Origin of the sequence: Pseudomonas sp. PDM05, from assembly GCF_014851685.1 — a bacterium.
Lineage (GTDB): Bacteria > Pseudomonadota > Gammaproteobacteria > Pseudomonadales > Pseudomonadaceae > Aquipseudomonas.
The window spans coordinates 257,316-280,207 of record NZ_JACVAC010000007.1; the positions used below are offsets into that span (position 1 = coordinate 257,316).

At 59.3% G+C, this 22,892-nt stretch carries 19 protein-coding genes; all 19 read right to left on the bottom strand.

What is annotated here, in order from left to right; genetic code table 11:
- The 19 genes from IB241_RS16520 to rpsB all read right to left on the bottom strand — a co-directional run bounded on the left by IB241_RS16520 (position 1) and on the right by rpsB (position 22,689).
- Positions 1-1,632 (bottom strand): CTP synthase, encoded by a 1,632-nt coding sequence (locus IB241_RS16520; RefSeq protein ID WP_192299340.1) that lies wholly within the window; start codon positions 1,630-1,632, stop codon positions 1-3.
- Between the two features lie 273 nt (positions 1,633-1,905).
- Complete coding sequence (gene tilS, locus IB241_RS16525) at positions 1,906-3,216, bottom strand: tRNA lysidine(34) synthetase TilS (protein WP_192299341.1); 1,311 nt, start codon at positions 3,214-3,216, stop codon at positions 1,906-1,908.
- A 161-nt stretch (positions 3,217-3,377) separates the two neighbouring features.
- Complete coding sequence (locus IB241_RS16530; protein ID WP_192299342.1) at positions 3,378-4,325, bottom strand: acetyl-CoA carboxylase carboxyltransferase subunit alpha; 948 nt, start codon at positions 4,323-4,325, stop codon at positions 3,378-3,380.
- 129 nt (positions 4,326-4,454) lie between these two features.
- Positions 4,455-7,976, bottom strand: a complete 3,522-nt coding sequence (dnaE, locus tag IB241_RS16535; protein WP_192299343.1) for a DNA polymerase III subunit alpha — start codon at positions 7,974-7,976, stop codon at positions 4,455-4,457.
- A 72-nt stretch (positions 7,977-8,048) separates the two neighbouring features.
- Positions 8,049-8,681 (bottom strand): ribonuclease HII, encoded by a 633-nt coding sequence (rnhB, locus tag IB241_RS16540; RefSeq protein ID WP_192299344.1) that lies wholly within the window; start codon positions 8,679-8,681, stop codon positions 8,049-8,051.
- Positions 8,678-9,817, bottom strand: a complete 1,140-nt coding sequence (gene lpxB, locus IB241_RS16545; RefSeq protein ID WP_192299345.1) for a lipid-A-disaccharide synthase — start codon at positions 9,815-9,817, stop codon at positions 8,678-8,680. The genes rnhB and lpxB overlap by 4 nt, the downstream gene beginning before the upstream one ends.
- A 2-nt stretch (positions 9,818-9,819) precedes the next feature.
- Entirely contained in the window at positions 9,820-10,596 is a 777-nt protein-coding gene (lpxA, locus tag IB241_RS16550) for an acyl-ACP--UDP-N-acetylglucosamine O-acyltransferase (RefSeq protein WP_192299346.1), read from the bottom strand.
- On the bottom strand, positions 10,593-11,033 hold the full coding sequence (gene fabZ / locus IB241_RS16555) for a 3-hydroxyacyl-ACP dehydratase FabZ (protein ID WP_003172281.1): 441 nt from the start codon (positions 11,031-11,033) through the stop codon (positions 10,593-10,595). The genes lpxA and fabZ overlap by 4 nt, the downstream gene beginning before the upstream one ends.
- Positions 11,034-11,145: 112 nt before the next feature.
- Positions 11,146-12,201 carry a UDP-3-O-(3-hydroxymyristoyl)glucosamine N-acyltransferase gene (gene lpxD / locus IB241_RS16560; RefSeq protein WP_192299347.1) on the bottom strand — a complete coding sequence of 352 codons (1,056 nt, stop codon included), beginning with the start codon at positions 12,199-12,201 and terminating at the stop codon, positions 11,146-11,148.
- A 3-nt stretch (positions 12,202-12,204) separates the two neighbouring features.
- The gene (locus IB241_RS16565) at positions 12,205-12,708 is read right to left on the bottom strand and encodes an OmpH family outer membrane protein (protein WP_003172279.1); all 504 of its coding nucleotides are present in this window, start codon (positions 12,706-12,708) and stop codon (positions 12,205-12,207) included.
- Positions 12,709-12,753: 45 nt separating this feature from the next.
- The gene (bamA, locus tag IB241_RS16570; RefSeq protein WP_192299348.1) at positions 12,754-15,141 is read right to left on the bottom strand and encodes an outer membrane protein assembly factor BamA; all 2,388 of its coding nucleotides are present in this window, start codon (positions 15,139-15,141) and stop codon (positions 12,754-12,756) included.
- A 74-nt stretch (positions 15,142-15,215) separates the two neighbouring features.
- Positions 15,216-16,568: a sigma E protease regulator RseP gene (rseP, locus tag IB241_RS16575; RefSeq protein WP_192299349.1), complete on the bottom strand. Its 1,353-nt coding sequence runs from the start codon at positions 16,566-16,568 to the stop codon at positions 15,216-15,218.
- 53 nt (positions 16,569-16,621) lie between these two features.
- Positions 16,622-17,812, bottom strand: a complete 1,191-nt coding sequence (gene ispC, locus IB241_RS16580) for a 1-deoxy-D-xylulose-5-phosphate reductoisomerase (protein ID WP_192299350.1) — start codon at positions 17,810-17,812, stop codon at positions 16,622-16,624.
- Positions 17,809-18,615: a phosphatidate cytidylyltransferase gene (locus IB241_RS16585; protein WP_192299351.1), complete on the bottom strand. Its 807-nt coding sequence runs from the start codon at positions 18,613-18,615 to the stop codon at positions 17,809-17,811. Before IB241_RS16585 ends, ispC begins: the two co-directional genes overlap by 4 nt.
- Positions 18,616-19,371 (bottom strand): polyprenyl diphosphate synthase, encoded by a 756-nt coding sequence (uppS, locus tag IB241_RS16590; protein WP_192299352.1) that lies wholly within the window; start codon positions 19,369-19,371, stop codon positions 18,616-18,618.
- 17 nt (positions 19,372-19,388) lie between these two features.
- Positions 19,389-19,946 carry a ribosome recycling factor gene (gene frr / locus IB241_RS16595; protein ID WP_192299353.1) on the bottom strand — a complete coding sequence of 186 codons (558 nt, stop codon included), beginning with the start codon at positions 19,944-19,946 and terminating at the stop codon, positions 19,389-19,391.
- Entirely contained in the window at positions 19,943-20,686 is a 744-nt protein-coding gene (pyrH, locus tag IB241_RS16600; protein WP_003189161.1) for a UMP kinase, read from the bottom strand. The genes frr and pyrH overlap by 4 nt, the downstream gene beginning before the upstream one ends.
- Positions 20,687-20,895: 209 nt before the next feature.
- On the bottom strand, positions 20,896-21,759 hold the full coding sequence (gene tsf / locus IB241_RS16605; RefSeq protein ID WP_017739118.1) for a translation elongation factor Ts: 864 nt from the start codon (positions 21,757-21,759) through the stop codon (positions 20,896-20,898).
- A gap of 192 nt (positions 21,760-21,951) precedes the next feature.
- Positions 21,952-22,689, bottom strand: coding sequence for a 30S ribosomal protein S2 (rpsB, locus tag IB241_RS16610; protein ID WP_003189158.1), 738 nt, complete (start codon positions 22,687-22,689; stop codon positions 21,952-21,954).
- Between the last annotated feature and the right edge of the window lie 203 nt (positions 22,690-22,892).

Below are 22,892 nucleotides of genomic sequence, written 5' to 3' on the forward strand. Positions count from 1 at the left end.
TTACGCCTTCTTCTGGTGTTGCGTCAGTGCCGCCTTGACGAAACCGCTGAACAACGGGTGACCGTCGCGCGGCGTCGAGGTGAACTCCGGGTGGAACTGGCAAGCGACGAACCATGGATGATCCGGTGCTTCAACCACTTCAACCAGTGCGCCATCACCGGAACGACCGGAGATTTTCAGGCCGGCTTCTTTGATTTGCGGCAGCAGCTTGTTGTTCACTTCGTAGCGGTGACGGTGACGCTCGACGATCACGTCCTTGCCGTAGCAATCGTGAACCAGCGAGCCCGCTTCCAGCAGGCAGTCTTGCGCGCCAAGACGCATGGTGCCGCCCAGGTCGGAGGCTTCGGTACGGGTTTCGACCGCGCCGGTGGCATCTTCCCACTCGGTGATCAGGCCCACGACCGGGTGGCCGCTCTTGCTGTCGAACTCGGTGGAGTTGGCGTCTTTCCAACCCAGCACGTTACGGGCGAACTCGATAACGGCCACTTGCATGCCCAGGCAAATCCCCAGGTACGGCACCTTGTTCTCACGAGCGTACTGCACGGCCGTGATCTTGCCTTCCACGCCACGCAGGCCGAAGCCGCCTGGAACGAGGATCGCGTCCACACCTTCGAGCAAGGCGGTGCCTTGGTTCTCGATGTCTTCGGAATCGATATAGCGCAGGTTGACCTTGGTACGGTTGCTGATGCCCGCGTGGCTCATCGCTTCGATCAGCGACTTGTAGGCGTCCAGCAGTTCCATGTACTTGCCGACCATGGCGATGGTGACTTCGTGCTCGGGGTTGAGCTTGGCGTCGACCACGGCTTCCCACTCGGACAGGTCCGCGCCGTTGCATTGCAGGCCGAAACGCTCGACCACAAAATCATCCAGGCCTTGCGAATGCAGGATGCCCGGGATCTTGTAGATGGTGTCGGCGTCTTCCAGCGCGATCACCGCACGTTCTTCAACGTTGGTGAATTGCGCGATCTTGCGACGCGAGGAAATGTCGATCGGGTGATCGGAGCGGCACACCAGCACGTCCGGCTGCAGGCCGATGGAACGCAGTTCCTTGACCGAGTGCTGGGTAGGCTTGGTTTTGGTTTCGCCAGCGGTGGCGATGTACGGCACCAGTGTCAGGTGCATCAACATCGCGCGCTTGGCACCGACTTCGAAACGCAGCTGGCGGATGGCTTCGAGGAACGGTTGGGATTCGATGTCACCCACGGTGCCACCGATCTCGACCATCGCCACGTCGGCATCGCCTGCACCCTTGATGATGCGGCGCTTGATTTCGTCGGTGATGTGCGGGATCACCTGGATGGTTGCACCCAGGTAGTCACCACGGCGCTCTTTGCGCAGCACGTGCTCGTAGACACGGCCTGTGGTGAAGTTGTTGTTCTGGGTCATGGTCGTGCGGATGAACCGCTCGTAGTGGCCCAGGTCCAGGTCGGTCTCGGCGCCGTCGTGGGTGACGAACACTTCACCGTGCTGGAACGGGCTCATGGTGCCCGGGTCAACGTTGATGTACGGGTCCAGCTTGAGCATGGTGACCTTAAGTCCCCGCGCCTCCAGGATGGCCGCCAATGAAGCCGATGCGATGCCTTTCCCCAATGAAGAAACAACACCGCCCGTGACGAATATGTAGCGCGTCATGAAAAACCCTAGAAGTCTGCGTTAAAGCGGTCCGAGCCGCCGGGGAAAGCGAAGAGAGGCCGAAGCCCCCGATCACCTGCATTAATCACAGTGCACCTTTCAAAAAAACCGCCGCGTTGTGACAGACCAGCAATGAAACACCGGTACGTTGATCGCTACACATTTTTTGGAATCGCCCAGCAAAGACTGCTTGGTAATCGGCAACTGCTGCGATTCAGGCGAATCCACAGAAGTTGTATCAAGAAGGGAGCGTAGTCTACCGGAAAGGCGCTATCAGCTCAAACCTTGATCGCAGTTCTGTGGCATCCAATGTAATTGCCAGTCGCTGGCCGAGTTGGGCCATAGCCCGGCGAGGGTTGGGATACCCAGCAATTGCTCACCCCGATACAGCAGCGGCAATCTGCCACGGACAAAGCCCGGCAAGCCGCATTCATTCAGCAGGCGCTTCACGTCACGCCGGCCACGGCCCGGCACTTCGATGACTTCGCCGCCCTGGCGATAGCGGATCACCAGTGGGCCGTCAGGGGCCGTGCCGATCAGTCTCAGGTGACCATTGCCGGGTAACTCTAGTGGGGTTTGCGGATCGGGCCAGCTCACCGTTGCGTCGGAAAATTCCGACCAAGCGGCAGGCAGCCACCAGATGCTCTCGCCACAACGGTGCAACTCGCCATCGGCAAGGTGCCACAGGGGCTGCGCGTCGCCCTTGGCGTCCCGCAGGGAATGCCAGCTGGCCCAGTGGTCACTGTCGGGTAACCGAGTCAGCGGCGTCAGCCAATGACGCAGGGTGTTGCGTTGGCGGGCATCGGAAAGTTCGCGCAACGGCGCAAGGGCCAATGACGGCAATGGCAACCAGGGAAAGGCTGAGGGCTGGTCAGCGGCACGCAGGTCCAGTTGCGCCAACTCGTCGAGCAACCCTTGCGCCTCCCCCAGGTGCTCGGCGGCGCGCGCCAGGCTGGAGACCGCTTGCGGCCAACGCTCCGTGAGTACCGGGAACACTCGGTGGCGCAGGTAGTTGCGCGAGAACCGTGGGTCGGTGTTGGACGGATCTTCAATCCACGTGAGTTGATGCTCGCTGGCATAGGCTTGCAACTCAGCCCGCGATACCTCCAGCAACGGTCGCACCAGATGACCGCCCGCCAAGGGGCGATGCGCAGGCATTGCCGACAACCCCCGCACGCCTGCCCCGCGCAACAGGCGAAACAGCAGGGTTTCGGCCTGATCATCACGATGCTGGCCAGTGAGCAACACCTCCCCTGCCCCGGTCACCTCGGCAAACACCTGGTAGCGCGCATCACGGGCGGCACGCTCAAGGCTGGCGCCGGGCCGGACTTGCACGCGCATGACGCGCAGGGGCACGCCCAGAGCGTCACACATCGACTGACAATGAGCTGGCCAGGCGTCGGCGACAGCTTGCAGGCCGTGGTGGACATGGATGGCGCTGAGGGGAGGAAGATGCTCAGTGTTAGCGAGCAGGTGCAGCAGGACAGTGGAGTCGAGCCCGCCGGAGAAAGCGATATGCCAGGCCGGGGCGTTGCGCCAGGCAGAGAGGGCGTGAAGGAGCTTGGCGGACAAGGAGGATTTCATGAAAAACACCGCCACTGATCTGGCATACGATAACCCAGCATACACAAAGCAAATGTGGGAGCGGGCTTGCTCACGAATGCAGAGTGTCAGTCACTGAAAAGGTTGACTGATCCACCGCTTTCGCGAGCAAGCCCGCTCCCACATTTTAGGGCTATGTCGAATTACAGACCGTAGCTCATCAAACGCTCGTAACGACGGGCCAGCAGCGCTTCGTTATCCAGCTTCTTGAGCATCGCCAGTTGCGAGCCCAATTCTGCGCGGATGGTCGCAGCGGCGGCAGCCGGGTCACGGTGGGCGCCGCCCAGTGGCTCGGCGATCACTTTGTCCACGATCCCCAGGCCCTTGAGACGATCGGCAGTGATGCCCATGGCTTCGGCAGCGTCCGGCGCCTTTTCTGCGGTTTTCCACAGGATCGACGCGCAACCTTCCGGCGAGATCACCGCGTAGGTCGAATATTGCAGCATGTTCAGCTGATCGCAGACACCGATGGCCAGTGCACCGCCGGAACCACCTTCACCAATCACGGTGGCGATGATCGGGGTCTTCAGGCGGGACATGACGCGCAGGTTCCAGGCAATCGCTTCGCTCTGGTTGCGTTCTTCAGCGTCGATACCCGGGTACGCACCCGGGGTGTCGATGAAGGTCAGGATCGGCATCTTGAAGCGTTCAGCCATCTCCATCAGGCGGCACGCCTTGCGGTAGCCTTCCGGGCGCGGCATGCCGAAGTTGCGACGTACTTTCTCGCGCACTTCACGGCCTTTCTGGTGACCGATCACCATCACTGGCTGGTCGTCCAGGCGAGCGATACCGCCCACGATGGCCGCGTCGTCGGAGAAGTGGCGGTCGCCATGCAGCTCGTCGAACTCGGTGAAGATGTGGTCAATGTAGTCCAGGGTGTATGGACGGCGCGGGTGGCGGGCCAGGCGCGCGATCTGCCAGCTGGTCAGCTTGCCGAAGATGTCTTCGGTCAGCGTCTTGCTCTTGTCTTGCAGGCGCGAGATTTCATCGCCGATATTCAGCGAATTGTCATTGCCGACCAGGCGCAGCTCTTCGATCTTGGCTTGCAGGTCAGCGATCGGCTGTTCGAAATCAAGAAAATTCGGGTTCATAAGCGTCCGTCTTGGGTCGACGGCCAGGGAGTGCCTGGCCAGCCGGTTGTCTATTCGCGCCCTACCTTAAGGGAGAGGCGCGTTTAGGTCGAGATTAAATATTTAGTCGAGATCAGACATATCTGACCGTCAACGGTATTGGAGGAAGACGTTGTCACGGCCGAACTGGTCACGCAAAGCTTGAATCAAGCCATCCGCAGGATCAATTCGCCAGGTCTCGCCGAACTGCAACATCGCCTTGGCATCGCTGCCGGTGTACTCCATGGTCACCGGGCACGCGCCACGATGGCGTTTGAGCAATTCGCCCAACAGGCGTAGCTGATCGCCCTTGAGCGCCTCGGTCTTGACCCTCAGGCGCAGGCTTTCGGCAAGATTGGTGCGCGCATCTTCCATGCTCATCACCCGCTTGATCCGCAGGCGCAGGCCGCCGGAAAAGTCGTCATTGCTGACCTCCCCCTCCACGACGACCATGGCATCGGTCTGCAACAACGACTGGGCCGAGTGGAAGGCATCGGCAAACAGCGACGCTTCGATCCGCCCCGAGCGGTCATCGAGGGTGATAAAGCCCATCTTGTCGCCTTTCTTATTTTTCATCACCCGCAGGGCGATGATCATGCCGGCGACGGTCTGGGTGTCTCGCGCCGGCTTCAGGTCGATGATGCGTTGACGGGCGAAACGACGGATTTCGCCCTCGTATTCGTCAATCGGATGACCAGTGAGGTAAAGGCCCAGGGTGTCTTTTTCACCCTTGAGACGTTCCTTGAGGGTCAACTCCTTGGCCTTGCGGTGGTTAGCGTACACATCCGCATCTTCTTCGACGAACAAACCGCCAAACAAGTCGGCGTGGCCGCTGTCGTGGGTGCGGGCGGTCTGTTCGGCGGCCTTGATCGCCTCTTCCATGGCGGCGAGCAACACCGCGCGGTTACGGTCGATATTGGCTTGGTAGGCTTTCGGTTCATCGTGGAAATACGGGCCGAGACGGTCGAGTGCACCGCTGCGGATCAGGCCATCAAGGGTACGTTTGTTGATGCGCTTGAGGTCGACCCGCGCGCAGAAGTCGAACAGGTCCTTGAACGGCCCATCCTGACGCGCTTCGACAATCGCTTCCACCGGGCCTTCGCCCACACCTTTGATCGCGCCCAGGCCGTAAATGATGCGGCCTTCGTCGTTCACCGTGAACTTGAACTCCGAGGCGTTCACATCCGGCGCGTCGAGGCGCAGCTTCATGGTGCGCACTTCCTCGATCAAGGTCACGACCTTGTCGGTGTTGTGCATATCCGCCGAGAGTACCGCCGCCATGAATGGCGCCGGGTAGTGGGCCTTCAGCCAAGCGGTCTGGTACGACACCAGGCCGTAGGCGGCGGAGTGGGATTTGTTGAAACCGTAGCCGGCGAACTTTTCCACCAGGTCGAAGATGTTACCCGCCAGGTCGGCGTCGATATTGTTGGTCGCGCAACCTTCAATGAAGCCGCCGCGCTGCTTGGCCATCTCCTCGGGTTTTTTCTTACCCATGGCCCGACGCAGCATGTCCGCACCGCCAAGGGTGTAACCGGCCATGACCTGGGCGATCTGCATCACCTGTTCCTGATACAGGATGATGCCGTAGGTCGGTGCCAGTACCGGCTTGAGGCCTTCGTACTGGTAGTCGGAGTGCGGGTAAGCCAGCTCGGCACGCCCGTGCTTACGGTTGATGAAGTCATCCACCATGCCCGATTGCAACGGGCCCGGACGGAACAAGGCCACCAGTGCGATCAAGTCTTCCAGGCAGTCGGGCTTGAGCTTTTTGATCAGCTCTTTCATACCGCGCGACTCAAGCTGGAACACCGCCGTGGTCTCGGCTTTTTGCAGCAACTGGTACGTTGGTTTGTCGTCCAGCGGGATAAAGGCAATATCCAGTGGCGCTTCGTTGACCTTGGCGCGGTCACGGTTGATGGTCTTGAGCGCCCAGTCGATGATCGTCAGGGTCCGCAGGCCGAGGAAGTCGAACTTCACCAGGCCGGCCGCCTCCACGTCGTCCTTGTCGAACTGGGTTACCAGGCCGTCACCGGCCTCGTCGCAATAGATCGGCGAAAAGTCGGTGAGCTTGGTAGGTGCAATTACCACACCACCGGCGTGTTTACCGACGTTACGCACCACACCTTCGAGCTTGCGCGCCATGTCCCAGATTTCGGCGGCCTCTTCATCGACCTTGATGAAGTCGCGCAGGATTTCTTCCTGCTCGTAAGCCTTTTCCAGGGTCATGCCGACTTCGAACGGAATCATCTTCGACAGACGATCCGCCAGGCCGTAGGACTTGCCCTGCACCCGCGCCACGTCGCGGATTACAGCCTTGGCAGCCATGGAGCCGAACGTGATGATCTGGCTTACCGCATTGCGGCCATATTTCTCGGCCACGTATTCGATTACGCGGTCGCGGCCGTCCATGCAGAAGTCGACGTCAAAGTCGGGCATGGAAACCCGTTCCGGGTTGAGGAATCGCTCGAACAGCAGGTCATATTCCAGCGGGTCGAGGTCGGTGATCTTCTGTACATAGGCCACCAACGAACCGGCACCCGACCCCCGGCCGGGCCCAACGGGTACGCCATTGCTTTTGGCCCACTGGATAAAGTCCATCACGATCAGGAAGTAACCGGGGAACCCCATCTGGATGATGATATCCAGCTCGAAATTCAACCGATCCACGTAGACCTGGCGCTTGGCCTCGTAGTCCTCGGTGGTGTCCTTGGGCAGCAGAACGCTCAACCGCTCTTCCAGACCGTCGAACGAGACTTTGCGGAAATATTCGTCGATGGTCATGCCATCGGGAATCGGGAAGTTGGGCAAAAAGTGCTTGCCCAGCTTCACTTCGATATTGCAGCGCTTGGCGATCTCCACCGAGTTTTCCAGCGCTTCCGGCAGGTCGCTGAACAGCTCGGCCATCTCGTCGGCGCTTTTGAGGTATTGCTCCTCGCTGTAGTTCTTCGAGCGACGCGGGTCATCCAGGGCCCGGCCTTCACCGATGCACACGCGGGTTTCGTGGGCCTCGAAATCTTCCTTCTTGATAAAGCGCACATCGTTGGTCGCCACCAACGGCGCGCCCAGCTTGTCGGCCAGGGCGACGGCGGCGTGCAGATGCTCTTCGTCGTTGGGGCGGTTGGTGCGTTGTACTTCCAGGTAGAAACGGTCGGGGAAGACCTGCATCCACTCGCGGGCCAGTACTTCGGCTTCCTGGGGGTTGCCGCCGAGCAGCGCGAGACCGATCTCACCCTCTTTGGCGGCCGACAGCATGATCAGGCCTTCACTGGCCTCGGCGACCCATTCGCGCTCGATGATGATCGAGCCATTGCGCTGGCCGTCGATGAAACCGCGGGAAATCAGTTCAGTGAGGTTGCGATAACCGACGCCGTTCATCGCCAGCAGGCTGATGCGGCTCAGGGCGTTGTCCGGATCTTTGTTGGACAACCACAGGTCGGCACCACAGATCGGCTTGATGCCGGCGCCCATGGCATTTTTGTAGAACTTGACCAGGGAACACATGTTGTTCTGATCGGTCACCGCCACCGCAGGCATGTTCATGCCGACCAGGGTTTTGACCAGCGGTTTGATCCGTACCAGGCCGTCGACCAGGGAGTATTCAGTGTGCAGGCGCAGGTGAACGAATGAAGCCGGCATAGTGATCTCTTATACGTGGAAACAACAAGGCCCGGATTGTACCGGGCCTTGGCAAAAACATCAGCCTCGCGACTACACCTCTGCGAGACGCTCCCGCGCCTCGTAAGCCAGGCGCACCGGGGCGAACGAGCGACGATGGATCGGCGTTGGACCCAGGCGGGCCAAGGCTTCCAGATGAACGGGCGTCGGGTAGCCTTTGTGACCACCGATGCCGTAGCCGGGGTAGGTCAATTCGAAAGCAGCCATTTCACGGTCACGGCTGACCTTGGCCAGGATCGACGCTGCGGCAATCGCAGGCACTTTGCTATCCCCCTTGACCACGGCTTCAGAGGGCATCGCCAGTTTGGGGCAGCGGTTGCCGTCGATCATCGCCATTTTTGGCGTGATGTGCAGGCCTTCGACCGCGCGCTGCATGGCAAGCATGGTGGCGTGGAGAATGTTCAGCTCGTCGATTTCCTCGACTTCGGCACGGGCAATGTGCCAACTCAAGGCTTTTTCACAGATCTCGTCGAAGAGCTTTTCGCGGCGGGCTTCGGTGAGTTTTTTCGAGTCGTTGAGACCGAGGATCGGACGGCTCGGATCAAGGATCACCGCCGCCGTGACTACCGCGCCGCACAGCGGGCCGCGACCGACTTCGTCGACACCAGCCACCAGTTCGTGGGCTTCGGCAACCAGGCTGAAGTCCAGGCCCATTTGCGTGGTCATAGGGTTTCCTGTTTTTTACCGATCAAGGTCAGCACGGCGTCCGCCGCCTGGTTGGACGCATCACGGCGCAGGGTGCGGTGAATCTCGTCAAAACCGCGGGTCTGCTCTTCGCCGCCATCGATCAAGGGGAGTACGGTTTGCGCCAGGGCTTCGGGCGTTGCGTCATCCTGCAACAACTCCGGCACCAACAGGCGTTGAGCCAGCAGGTTCGGCAAGGAGATGTAGGGGCTCTTGACCATGCGCTTGAGAATCCAGAACGTCAGCGGCGCCAAGCGATAGGCCACGACCATTGGGCGCTTGTACAGCAGCGCTTCCAGGGTCGCGGTGCCCGAGGCGATCAGTACCGCATCACAGGCCGCCAGGGCCAGGTGCGATTGGCCGTCGAGCAGGGTCAGCGGCAGGTTGCGCCCTTCAAGCAAGGTTTCGATCTGGGCCCGTCGTTGCGGGCTGGCGCACGGCAGCACGAAGCGTAGGCCTGGCTTCAAGGCCAGCAGGCGTTCGGCCGCATCAAAAAACAATGCCCCCAGGCGCCCGACTTCGCCGCCACGGCTGCCCGGCATCAGCGCGACCAACGGCCCGTCAGCCAAACCCAGTTCGGCACGGGCTGCTGCGCGGTCGGCGTGCAGCGGAATGGTGTCGGCCAGGGTATGCCCGACAAACCGCACCGGCACGCCCTTCTCCTCGTAGAAACGGGCCTCGAATGGCAGGAGGGTCAGCATCAGGTCGCAGCCTTCACGGATCTTCAACACGCGCTTCTGCCGCCACGCCCACACGGACGGGCTGACGTAGTGCACCGTCTTGATCCCGGCCTGACGCAACTTGAGTTCGATGTTGAGGGTGAAGTCCGGCGCATCGATTCCGATAAAGACGTCGGGTTTTTCTTCGATGAGGGTCTGAATCAGCAGTTTGCGCCGAGCCAAAAGCTCACGCAGACGCCCCAGCACTTCCACCAACCCCATGACCGACAAGCGCTCCATGGGGAAATAGGAAGTGAGGCCTTCGGCCTGCATCAGCGGACCACCCACACCGATAAACTCAACCGCAGGATGCTGGGCCTTGAGGGCTCGCATCAGGCCTGCGCCCAAGATGTCGCCGGAAGCTTCTCCGGCCACCAACGCAATACGCAGATTGGCCATGATCAGCGGGTGATGCCGCGGGTCGACGCCTGGATCGAGTCACGGAATACCGCGACTTCCGGGAACAACGCTGACGGCTCGGCCAGTTCGGTCAAGGCTTGGTCAACGGTGAGCCCCTGGCGGTAGACCACCTTGTAGGCGCGACGCAGGGCGTGGATCGCCTCTTCGCTGAAACCACGACGGCGCATGCCCTCGAAGTTCATGCTGCGGGCTTCGGCCGGGTTGCCGAACACGGTGACGAACGCCGGAACGTCCTTGCCGATGGCGGTCCCCATGCCGGAAAAGCTGTGGGCGCCGATATGGCAATACTGATGCACCAGAGTGAAACCGGACAGGATCGCCCAATCATCAACGTGCACGTGGCCTGCCAACGCGGTGTTGTTGACCAGGATGCAGTGGTTGCCGATCACGCTGTCATGGCCGATATGGGCATAGGCCATGATCAGGTTGTGATCACCCAGCGTGGTCTCGGCACGATCCTGAACGGTGCCACGGTGAATGGTCACACCTTCACGAATGATGTTGTGGTCACCGATTACCAGGCGCGTTTCTTCACCCTTGTACTTCATGTCCGGGGTGTCTTCGCCTACCGAGGAAAACTGGTAGATGCGATTGTGTTTGCCAATGCGGGTCGGTCCCTTGAGGATCACGTGCGGCCCGATGACAGTCCCCTCGCCGATTTCAACACCTGCGCCGATGATCGACCAAGGGCCGACCTCAACGTCGGCGGCCAGAACGGCCGACGGATCGATGATTGCGCGAGGGTCAATCAAACTCATAGTTTGCGTTCCGCGCAGATGATCTCGGCGGAGCACACCGGCTTGCCATCTACCGACGCCTGGCATTCAAACTTCCAGATCTGGCGCTTGCAGCTGATGAACTTGGCTTCCAGGATCAACTGGTCACCCGGAGTGACCGGATTGCGGAAACGCAATTTGTCGGAACCGACAAAATAGTAAAGCGTGCCGTCGGCAGGCTTGAGGTCGAGCATTTTGAAACCAAGGATACCGGCAGCCTGGGCCATCGCTTCAATGATCAATACGCCCGGCATGATTGGATGCGCAGGAAAGTGACCGTTGAAGAACGGTTCGTTGATGCTGACATTCTTGTAGGCACGAATGCGCTTTTCCTCAACATTGAGGTCCACTACGCGGTCCACCAGCAGGAACGGGTAACGGTGAGGCAGGTATTCGCGAATCTCGTTGATGTCCATCATTTCGGGGGGAAGCCTGTAATAAAGATTGGGGGCGGGCGGACTAAAAGCACGCCCCGCTAGCAAATCAAGGAGGCAAGTCTAGCGGCTGTGCACACTTGATATGGAAATGGTATCAGCCTTCTGATGAAACATTACCGCCAGGGGTCACGTCACCAACACGCTTTTCCAGCTGTTTGAGGCGTCGCGCCATGTCGTCCAGATGCCTCAAGCGTGCTGCACTCTTGCGCCATTCAGCTGCGGGCTGCATGGCCGTACCGGAGGAATAGGCGCCTGGCTCGGTAATCGAGTGGGTCACCATGGTCATCCCGGTAATGAAGACGTTGTCGCAAATATCGATATGGCCCACCAGCCCAACGCCACCGGCGAGCATGCAATGCTTGCCGATCTTGGTGCTGCCGGAGATGCCGACACACGCCGCCATGGCGGTGTGATCACCGATCTGCACGTTGTGGGCGATCTGGATCTGGTTGTCGAGCTTCACGCCATTGCCGATCACGGTATCGGCCAAGGCCCCGCGATCGACAGCAGTGTTCACACCGATTTCCACATCGTCGCCGATCAATACACCACCGACCTGGGCAATCTTGTGCCAGACACCTTTGGAGTTGGCAAAACCGAAGCCTTCGCCACCGATCACGGCACCCGACTGAATGACTACACGCTCACCAATACGCACATCGTGGTACAGGGTCACGCGCGGGGCCAGCCAGCCACCGGCGCCGATTACGCAGCGCGCGCCGATAAAGCAATGGGCTCCGATCGTGACACCGGCAGCAATGCGCGCACCACTCTCGACCACCGCAAAGGCGCCAATGCTGGCCGCAGGATCAACCTGGGCATCATCCGCAATTACCGCCGACGGATGAACACCGCCCGCCGCCTTGGGTTTTGGATCGAACAGGTGCGAAGCCTTGGCGTAGGCCAGGTACGGATCAGCCACCACCAGCGCATCCCCGGCAAACCCTTCGGCGTCAGCGGCTTTGAGCAACACGGCGGCGGCTCTGCTGTCGACCAGGTATTTACGGTATTGGGGATTTGCGAGGAAGCTCAACTGAGCTGGGCCAGCCTCCTGCAAGGTGGCTAGCCCAGTGATTTCTTTCTCCGGGGAGCCGCGCAAGGCGGCTCCCAGGAACTCGGCCAACTCGCCGAGCTTGATAGTCGCGGTCATGGCTTACTTCAGCTGGTTCATGCGCTCGATCACCTGGCGGGTGATGTCGTATTGAGGCTTGACGTCGATCACGGCGCCGCGTTCGAACACCAGGTCAAAGGCACCTTTCTTGATGACTTCTTCCACGGCGCTGTCGAGTTTCGGCTTCAGCTGCTTGAGCATTTCACGGTCGGCAACGGCCTTGGCTTCGTTCAGCTCCTTGGATTGGAACTGGTAGTCACGGGCCTTTTGCTTGAATTCAAGCTCCAGACGCTCGCGCTCGCCTTGCTGCATCTTGTCGCCACCAGCCACCAGACGATCCTGGATGCCCTTGGCACTGCTTTCCAGGGTCTTGAGCTTGGTCAGTTGCGGACCGAATTTCTTCTCGGCATCCACGGCGTACTTCTTGGCCGCATCGGATTCCAGCAGAGCCATCTGATAGTTCAGGACGGCGATTTTCATTTCGGCGAAGGCCGGGGTGGTTACCAGCACGGTGGCCAGCAGAACCAATTGAGTCAACTTACGCACGATGTACTCCTACAGAATCCGTTGTCGTTATCTTGGGTCAGACGCTTAGAACGTCTGGCCGAGGGAGAATTGGAAAATCTGGGTTTCAGCGTTATCCGGTTTCTTGATCGGCATGGCCAGAGCAAAGCTCAATGGGCCAAGCGCAGTCACCCAAGTCACACCCACACCAACGGAGCTCGCCAGGTTGCTCAGGCTCACGTCGTTGCACTGGGTCTGAGATTTCACGCCGCTTGGGTTGGTGATCTGCTCACACTTGGAATCGAATACGTTACCCACGTCCCAGAATACCGAAGTACGCAACGAACGCTGGTCCTTGACGAACGGCAGCGGGAACAGAATCTCCGCACCACCCTGAATCAACACGTTACCACCGAACGGCAGAGGCTTGTTGTCGGAGTCGACCACAGTGCCCTGGTTACCGGTGAACGCTGCACCACGACTCGGCGTACCACGCGGACCCAGGGTGCTGTCCTTGAAACCACGTACGGAGTTGAAGCCACCCGCATAGTAGTTCTCGTAGAACGGCAGGCCATTGGTGGAACCATAACCGTCACCGTAGCCCAGCTCAGTGTGCAGGCGCATGGTGTAGTTGTCGCTCAACGGCTGGAACAACTGGCCGCGGTAGTCGAGTTTGAAGAACGACAGGTCGCTGCCCGGCGTGGTGGTTTCCAGGGTCAGGCTCTGGGAGTGGCCACGGGTTGCCAGTACACCTTTGTTCAGGGTCGACTCGGACCAGCCGGCAGACGCCTTGAAGTTCAGGAACTTGTCGCCTTCACGACGGGTGAAGTCGAAGATTTCGTCCACGGTGTAGACACCGGTCTTGATCTCATCCTGTTGCGCGGTCAGGCCGAAGGTCAGACGCGAGGTCTCACTGATCGGGTAACCGATGTTCACGCCAGCACCCAGGCTGTCGATCGCATAGCTTGCAACGTCGACGTCGAGGTCTTTGTAGTCGGTGGTACGGTAGAAGGCGTTGTAGCCCAGGCTCACACCGTCAGCAGTCCAGTAGGGGTCGACATAACCGAAGTTATAGCGGCTCTGGTATTCGCTGCGGGTCAGGCCGATGGAGACCTTGTTACCGGTACCGAGGAAGTTGTTCTGGGTAATCGAACCACCAAGGATCAGACCGGCACTCTGTGCAAAGCCGACACTCGCGGTGATCGAACCCGAGGCTTGTTCTTCTACGGCGTAGTTCACGTCAACCTGGTCATCCACACCTGGCACGGCCGGGGTTTCGACGTTGACCTCTTTAAAGAAGCCCAGGCGCTCAAGACGGGTCTTGGACTGGTCGATCAGGTATGTCGACGCCCAGCCACCTTCCATCTGACGCATTTCACGACGCAGCACTTCGTCCGCAGACTTGGTGTTGCCACGGAAGTTGATGCGGTTCACGTAGGCACGCTTGCCCGGGTCGACGACAAAGGTGATGTCCACGGTGTGGTCATCATCATGTGGGGTCGGCACGCCGTTGACGTTGGCGAAGGTATAGCCTTCGTTGCCCAGGCGACGGGTGATCAGCTCGGAGGTCGTGGTCATCAGCTTGCGCGAGAACACCTGGTCCTTCTGCACCAGCAGCAAGGCCTTGACCTGATCTTCGGGAACTTTCAGATCACCGCTCAGCTTGACGTCACGAACCTTGTACTTCTCGCCTTCGTTGACGTTGACGGTGATGTAGACGTGTTTCTTGTCCGGGGTGATGGACACCTGGGTGGAGGCAATATCCATGTTGATATAGCCACGGTCCAGGTAGTAGGAACGCAGGCGCTCCAGGTCACCGGAGAGTTTTTCGCGGGCGTACTTGTCATCGTTCTTGAAGAACGACAGCCAGTTGGTGGTCTTCAGTTCGAACAGGTCGATCAGGTCTTCATCGGCGAACTTGGTGTTGCCCACCACGTTGATGTGCTGAATGGCCGCCACGGTGCCTTCGTTGATGTTGACCTTGAGGCCGACACGGTTACGAGGCTGCGGGATCACTTCGGTTTCCACGGACGCGGAGTAGCGGCCCTGGGCAACGTACTGGCGTTGCAGTTCGTTACGCACACCTTCAAGGGTGGCACGCTGGAAGATCTCGCCCTCGGCCAGGCCGGATTGCTTGAGGCCTTTCATCAGGTCTTCAGTGGAGATCGCCTTGTTGCCCTCGATCTCGATACTGGCGACGGAAGGTCGCTCGACCACGGTGATAACGAGGACGTTGCCTTCGCGACCCAGTTGGATATCTTGAAAGAAGCCGGTTTTGAACAGCGCACGAGTGGATTCCACCAGGCGACGGTCATCAGCCTGTTCCCCGACGTTCAACGGCAACGCACCAAAGACGCTACCTGCGGATACCCGCTGGAGGCCGTTGACGCGAATATCGGAGATGGTGAAGGACTCGGCGTGAACTTCGGCGATCATCAATACGGTGAGAACCGCAGTTAGCAGCAGACGTTTCATGAAGTCCTTTCTTATTCCAACTGGCAATAAACAAACTGCCGCAAAATGCGGCAGATTCGCAATTCAGCGAAGCGTTACAGACGTCCCAGATCGTTGACCAAGGCTAACAACATCACCCCGACCACCAAACTGATACCGATCTGTATCCCCCAACCTTGCACCCGATCCGACAAGGGGCGACCACGCACCCACTCGACCAGATAAAACAACAGATGCCCCCCATCCAATACCGGGATGGGCAGCAAATTCAGAACCCCCAGGCTAATACTCAGATAAGCCAGGAAATTCAGGAAATCCGCGACACCCGACTGGGCAGAAGCGCCCGCCACTTTAGCAATGGTTATCGGTCCACTCAAGTTTTTTACCGAGAGCTCGCCGAACAACATTTTCTTCAGGGATTCGAGGGTCAGCACACTCATGGTCCAGGTGCGTTTCGCACCCTCGCCAATCGCCGCCACCGGCCCGTAACTGACCTCGCGCAGCATCGACGGCGGCCACTCCGGACTCTTCACCCCGGCGCCCAGATAACCACCGGCCGCCTTGGCTTCCCCACGCACCGACAGGGTCACGGGGACATCGATTTGAGCACCCTCGCGCTCAACTTTCAGCACAATTTTGGTATCAGGGCGTACACGCACCAGGTCGACCACTTGCTGCCAATCGGCCAGCGCCTGACCATCAAGCGCCAACAAACGGTCGCCGGTTTTCAGGCCGGCCGCCTGGGCCGGACCTTTCGGGTCCAGCTCGGCGAGGACCGGCGGCAGGCTCGGACGCCACGGACGAATCCCCAGGGACTTGATCGGATCAGGTTCATCCGCGCCCTGGAGCCAACGGTCCAGCTTGAGCTCACGTGGCGATTCGGCCGTGGAGTCCTGCTCACGCACCACCACATTGATGGTGCCACTCTCCCCCAGGCGACGCACCAACTGCAGGTTGACCGCGCCCCAACCCGTGGTTGGCTCGCCATCAATCGCAACAATTTCCTGGCCGCTGGTCAAGCCAGCCCTGGCCGCAATGCTGTCCGCCTCGACCGCACCGATGATCGGACGCAGTTGCTCGCTGCCCAGCATGGCCAAGACCCAGAAAAAAAACATCGCCAGCAGGAAGTTGGCGATCGGGCCGGCAGCAACGATGGCAATACGCTGACGAACGGTCTTGCGATTGAAGGATTGGTCCAACTGATCGGCCGGCACTTCGCCTTCACGCTCATCAAGCATCTTGACGTAGCCGCCCAGCGGAATCGCCGCGATCACGAACTCGGTGCCCTGGCGGTCGTGCCAGCGCAGCAACGGCATGCCGAAACCGACGGAAAAGCGCAATACCTTGACGCCGCAACGACGCGCAACCCAGAAGTGGCCGAATTCGTGGAAGGTAACCAGCACGCCCAGAGCAACCAGGGTGCCGACAATCATGTAGAGCGCACTCATCTAATTTCTCCGCATTCCAATCCAGTGCCTGAAGGCTCAAACGCGCCCGCAGACTAACGCGCGTTGCGGTTCAACCATTGCTCGGCCAGGGCCCGCGCCTTTGCATCAGCCTCGAACACTGCCGCCAAATCATTTACAGCGACCACAGGCTCAAGACCCAGTACGTCCTCGATGATACTCGCGATCTGCGGAAAGCGGATGCGCCCATCAAGAAACGCCGCCACAGCCACTTCATTCGCCGCATTGAGCATCGCCGGCGCGCTGTTACCTGCCTCGGCCGCTTGCCGCGCCAGGCGCAGGCAAGGGAAACGCTGCTCGTCCGGTGCTTCGAAGTCCAGGCGGGCAATGGCAAACAGGTCCAACGGCGCCACGCCGGAATCGATCCGCTCAGGCCAGGCCAGGGCGTTGGCGATCGGCGTGCGCATATCGGGGTTACCCAGCTGCGCCAATACCGAACCGTCCACATAATCGACCAGGGAATGAATCACACTTTGTGGGTGAATCACCACCTCGACCTGATCAGGCCTGGCATCGAACAACCAGCACGCCTCGATCAACTCAAGGCCCTTGTTCATCATGCTCGCCGAGTCAACGGAGATCTTGCGCCCCATCGACCAATTCGGATGGGCACACGCCTGGTCAGGCGAGACGTGCTCCAACTCGGCCAGCGGAGTCTGTCGGAACGGACCACCGGACGCAGTCAGCAGAATCCGGCGCACACCGACCTGGCTCAAGCCACGGGCAAAATCACCCGGCATGCACTGGAAGATTGCATTGTGCTCGCTGTCGAGTGGCAGCAACACAGCACCGCTCTTGCGCACCGCCTGCATAAAGAGTGTGCCGGACATCACCAGCGCCTCTTTATTGGCCAACAAGATCTTCTTGCCGGCGTCGACAGCCGCCAAGGTTGGGCGCAGGCCCGCGGCCCCCACGATGGCAGCCACAACGGTGTCTACCTCGGCATCCGCCGAGACCTGGCACAGCCCTTCCTCTCCGACCAACACCTCGGTCGCCAGGCCCGCGGCCCGCAGATCATCCTGCAAGCCTCGCGCGGCGACGGCCGCAGGCACCACGGCATAGCGAGGCGCATGGCGCACACACAGGGCCAGCAGTTCTGCCAAACGCGAGAAGCCGGTCAGGGCAAACACCTGGTAACGATCAGGATGACGAGCGATTACATCCAGGGTGCTCAGCCCGACCGAGCCGGTGGCGCCCAGCACGGTCACCTGTTGCAGGCGGCTCACGAAGCGATCATCCACAACAGCACAGCAAAGATCGGAATGGCGGCGGTCAGGCTGTCAATACGATCCAGCACACCGCCGTGACCCGGCAGCAGGTTGCTGCTGTCCTTGATCCCGGCCTGACGCTTGAACATGCTTTCGGTGAGATCACCCACCACCGAGATAAAGACGACGATGGCCGTACCCAGCAGGCCCAGGAAAATCTCCTGCACCGACCAGTCACGCACGAGGCCGACTACCAGCGTGATGACCAGCGTCAATGCCAGGCCACCATACACGCCCTCCCAGCTTTTGCCGGGACTGACCGCTGGCGCCAGCTTGCGCTTGCCGAAGGCCCGACCGGAGAAGTAGGCACCAATATCGGCGCCCCACACCAATACCATTACCGCCAGAATCAGCCAGTTACCGATGGGATAACGCTTGATCTCTACCAACCCCTGCCAGGCCGGCAGCAGGATCAGCAAACCGATCACCAGCTTGCAGGCAACGCTGGACCACTGGCTGCTGGTACGCGGATAGGTCAGCACCAGGAACGTCGCCAGTGCCCACCACAACACCGCCGCCCCCAGCACCCAGGGTGCGATGTCCGGCAGGATGTACATCAGGAACAGCAGCAGCGCCACGACAGCGGCGTACACCACGCGCGGCAGTTGAGCATTGAAACCCGCCAGGCGCGCCCATTCCCAGGCTCCCAGGGTCACGACCAGGCCGATAAACAGCGCAAAGCCGGAACCGTCGAGCAGGAAAAACCCACACAAGGCAATCGGCAGCAGGATCAGTGCTGTGATGATTCGTTGTTTAAGCATTTAAACCCGGGCTCCAGCTTCGATCTGCTCGCTCGTTTTACCAAAGCGACGCTGACGGGAAGCGAAATCGGCCAGCGCATTGCGCATGGCATCGTGTTTGAAGTCCGGCCAGAACAGGTCGGAGAAGTACAGCTCGGTGTAGGCCAATTGCCACAGAAGGAAATTGCTGATGCGGTGCTCGCCACCGGTACGGATGCACAAGTCCGGCAACGGCAGGTCGCCGGTCACCAGGCAGGTTTGCAACAGCTCGGGCGTGATGTCGTCCGGGCGCAGGTGACCGGCCTGTACTTCACGGGCCAAGCGTTGCGCGGCCTGGGCGATGTCCCACTGGCCGCCGTAATTGGCAGCGATCTGCAGCACAAACCGGCCAGAGCCGGCAGTAATGGCTTCAGCCTCACGCATGGCCGCCTGCAACTCCGGATGGAAGCGTGAGCGGTCACCAATGATTCGCAGGCTGATGTTGTTGTCGTTGAGGCGCTTGGCTTCGCGACGCAGGGCCTTGAAGAACAGGTCCATCAGGGCACTGACTTCATCGGCCGGGCGCTGCCAGTTTTCACTGGAGAAGGCAAAGAGGGTCAATACCTCGACCTTGGCCTCGGCACACACCTCAATCACAGCCCGCACCGCATCGACACCCGCTTTATGCCCGGCAACACCCGGCATAAAGCGTTTTTTCGCCCAGCGATTATTCCCATCCATGATGATCGCGACGTGACGCGGCACCACAGAAGGTACAGTCTGCTTGGTCTTTTCCATGAAGGCGTCCTGACCCCTTATACGGCCATCAGGTCCTTTTCTTTTTCTTCCGTGGCCTTGGTGATCTGGGCCTCGGCATCTTTGGTCAGCTTGTCGATGTCAGCGACGGCACGACGCTCTTCGTCTTCGCTGATTTCCTTGTCCTTGACCAGCTTCTTCAGCTCACCCAGGGCATCGCGACGGATGTTACGCACCGCTACACGTGCATCTTCAGCGGCGCTGCGAGCCTGCTTGGTGAAGCCCTTACGGGTTTCTTCAGTCAGGGCCGGCATGGAGATCAACAGCAACTCGCCCAGGTTGGTCGGGTTGAGGTTCAGGCCGGCGCTCTGGATGGCCTTGTCGACAGCACCCAGCATGTTGCGCTCAAACGCTACGACCTGCAGGGTGCGCGAGTCTTTAACGGTAATGTTGGCGACGCTGCTGATCGGTGTATCGGAACCGTAGTAAGGCACCATCACGCTACCCAGGATGCTCGGGTGCGCCTTGCCGGTGCGAATCTGGCCGAATGCGTGGCTCAGGGATTCCAGGGATTTTTGCATACGCGCCTGGGCGTCTTTCTTGATTTCGTTGATCATTGTTGGCCTTCCTCGATCAGAGTCCCTTCAGCGCCGCCGTGTACGATATTCAGCAGGGCGCCGGGCTTGTTCATGTTAAATACGCGCAGCGGCATCTTGTGGTCGCGGCACAGGCAAATAGCCGTCAGGTCCATCACACCCAGCTTGCGATCCAGCACTTCATCGTAGGTCAGATGATCGAACTTCTCGGCATGCGGGTCTTTGAATGGATCTGCAGTGTATACGCCATCGACCTTGGTCGCCTTCAGCACGACGTCGGCGTCGATTTCGATCGCGCGCAGGCACGCCGCCGAATCGGTGGTGAAGAACGGGTTACCCGTGCCGGCGGCAAAGATCACCACTTCCTTGGAGTTCAGGTGGCGCATGGCTTTGCGGCGATCATAGTGATCAGTCACGCCAACCATGGAAATAGCCGACATCACGATAGCCGAGATATTGGCACGCTCAAGGGCGTCGCGCATGGCCAGGGCGTTCATCACAGTAGCCAGCATGCCCATGTGGTCGCCAGTGACCCGATCCATACCCGCCGCACTCAGTGCCGCGCCGCGGAACAGGTTACCGCCACCAATCACCAGGCCGACCTGCACACCGATGCCAACCAATTGGCCGACTTCCAGCGCCATGCGGTCGAGCACCTTGGGATCGATCCCGAACTCTTCCGAGCCCATCAGGGCCTCGCCGCTGAGCTTGAGTAGAATGCGTTTATAGCGAGCCTGATAACCACTGCCCTGCTGAGCCATTGCGAATCTCTCCTGCGGCGTATTTTAAAAATTCTTGGCGAGCCGTTTACGGCTTGCGTTCACTCTAGCTGGACGCTCTCACAGCGCCATCGGAACACGGCTTTGTAAGCCAGTTCCGAAGGGAATCCAAATAAAATTGGCCTTCCCATTTGAAAAGAGGCTGCGCGCGTGAGCGGGCAGCCTCTTTCGGGCGACAGTTGAAAACTGTCTTATTGCTTGGCGGCAGCCAGCTGGGCAGCAACTTCTTCAGCGAAGTTGTCGACCGGCTTCTCGATGCCTTCGCCTACTTTGAAGTAAGTGAAGGAAACGATTTCTGCACCGGCTTTCTTGGCCAGTTCGCCAACCTTGATTTCAGGGTTCTTGACGAACGCCTGCTCAACCAGGCTTGCTTCGGCCAGGAACTTGCTGATACGGCCTTTGACCATGTTCTCAACAATGTTTTCTGGCTTGCCTTTGATTTTTTCTTCGTTCAGCTGCAGGAACACAGCTTTTTCACGCTCGATCGCTTCGGCAGAAACTTCCGAAGGCAGCAGGAACTCAGGGTTGCTGGCTGCTACGTGCATGGCGATGTCTTTGGCCAGCTCGACGTTGCCGCCTTTCAGGACAACTGCAACACCGATCTTGTTGCCGTGCAGGTAACCACCAACAACATCACCTTCAACGCGAACCAGGCGACGGATGTTGACGTTTTCGCCAACCTTGCCGACCAGTACCAGGCGAGCAGCTTCTTGAGCTTCGATCAGAGGCTCAACGGTAGTCAGCTTGTCAGCGAATGCTTTTTCAACGCTGGCAGCAACGAATGCCTTGAAGTCATCTTGCAGAGCCAGGAAGTCGGTCTGCGAGTTCACTTCCAGCAGAACGGCGGATTTGCCGTCTTCTTTCAGAGCGATCGCGCCTTCAGCAGCTACGTTGCCTGCTTTCTTGGCAGCCTTGATGGCGCCGGAAGCACGCATGTCATCAATGGCTTTTTCGATGTCGCCGTCAGCCTTTTCCAGGGCTTTCTTGCAATCCATCATGCCTTCGCCGGTACGCTCACGCAGTTCTTTAACCAACGCTGCAGTAATTGCTGCCATTTTCAAATTCCTCTTGGATAGGTTTTCAACCATTCCACCCGATCGAACGGGGGATCAATTCTTCCCGAACCACCTTTGTAGGCCGCTGCACGTTACAGATGATGTAGCTGCGCTGCCGACAAATGGTTTTCGAGGTGGCAAAAAGGGGGCCAAGCCCCCTTTTTGCTTACTGAGTCAACGCCAGGGCGTCAATTACTCAGCTGCGGCTACCGGAGCTTCTTCAACGAACTGCTCGGTACCACCAGCAACGTGGTTGCGACCACGGATTACAGCGTCAGCCATCGAACCCATGTACAGCTGGATAGCGCGGATTGCGTCATCGTTGCCTGGGATGATGTAGTCAACGCCTTCCGGGCTGCTGTTGGTATCGACTACGCCGATAACAGGGATGCCCAGCTTGTTGGCTTCGGTGATCGCGATGCGCTCGTGATCAACGTCGATAACGAACAGTGCGTCAGGCAGACCGCCCATGTCCTTGATACCACCCAGGGAACGATCGAGCTTTTCCAGGTCACGGGAGCGCATCAGCGCTTCTTTCTTGGTCAGCTTGGCGAAAGTACCGTCTTCGGCTTGCACTTCAAGGTCACGCAGACGCTTGATGGAAGCACGGATGGTTTTGAAGTTGGTCAGCATGCCGCCCAACCAGCGGTGATCGACGTACGGCGAACCGCAACGTGCTGCTTCTTCAGCAACGATCTTGCCAGCGGAACGCTTGGTGCCGACGAACAGAATCTTGTTTTTGCCCTGGGCCAGACGCTCTACGAAAGTCAGAGCTTCGTTGAACATTGGCAGGGTTTTTTCAAGGTTGATGATGTGGATCTTGTTACGTGCGCCGAAAATGTATTTACCCATTTTCGGGTTCCAGTAACGGGTCTGGTGACCGAAGTGCACACCGGCCTTCAGCATATCGCGCATGTTGACTTGGGACATGATAGTTCCTTAATAAGTCGGGTTTGGCCTCCACGTATCCCAATGACCAACCAGCGGCATCAAGGCCTCCGGCACCCAGGTCATCGTGTCGACACGTGTGTGGATTTAAGCTTTGCGGGGTATCCCCGGAAAGCGGCGCATTTTATACCACAGCATCGACGAAAACGAAACCCGCAATCACATTTGCCGCCCAGCGCATTTAC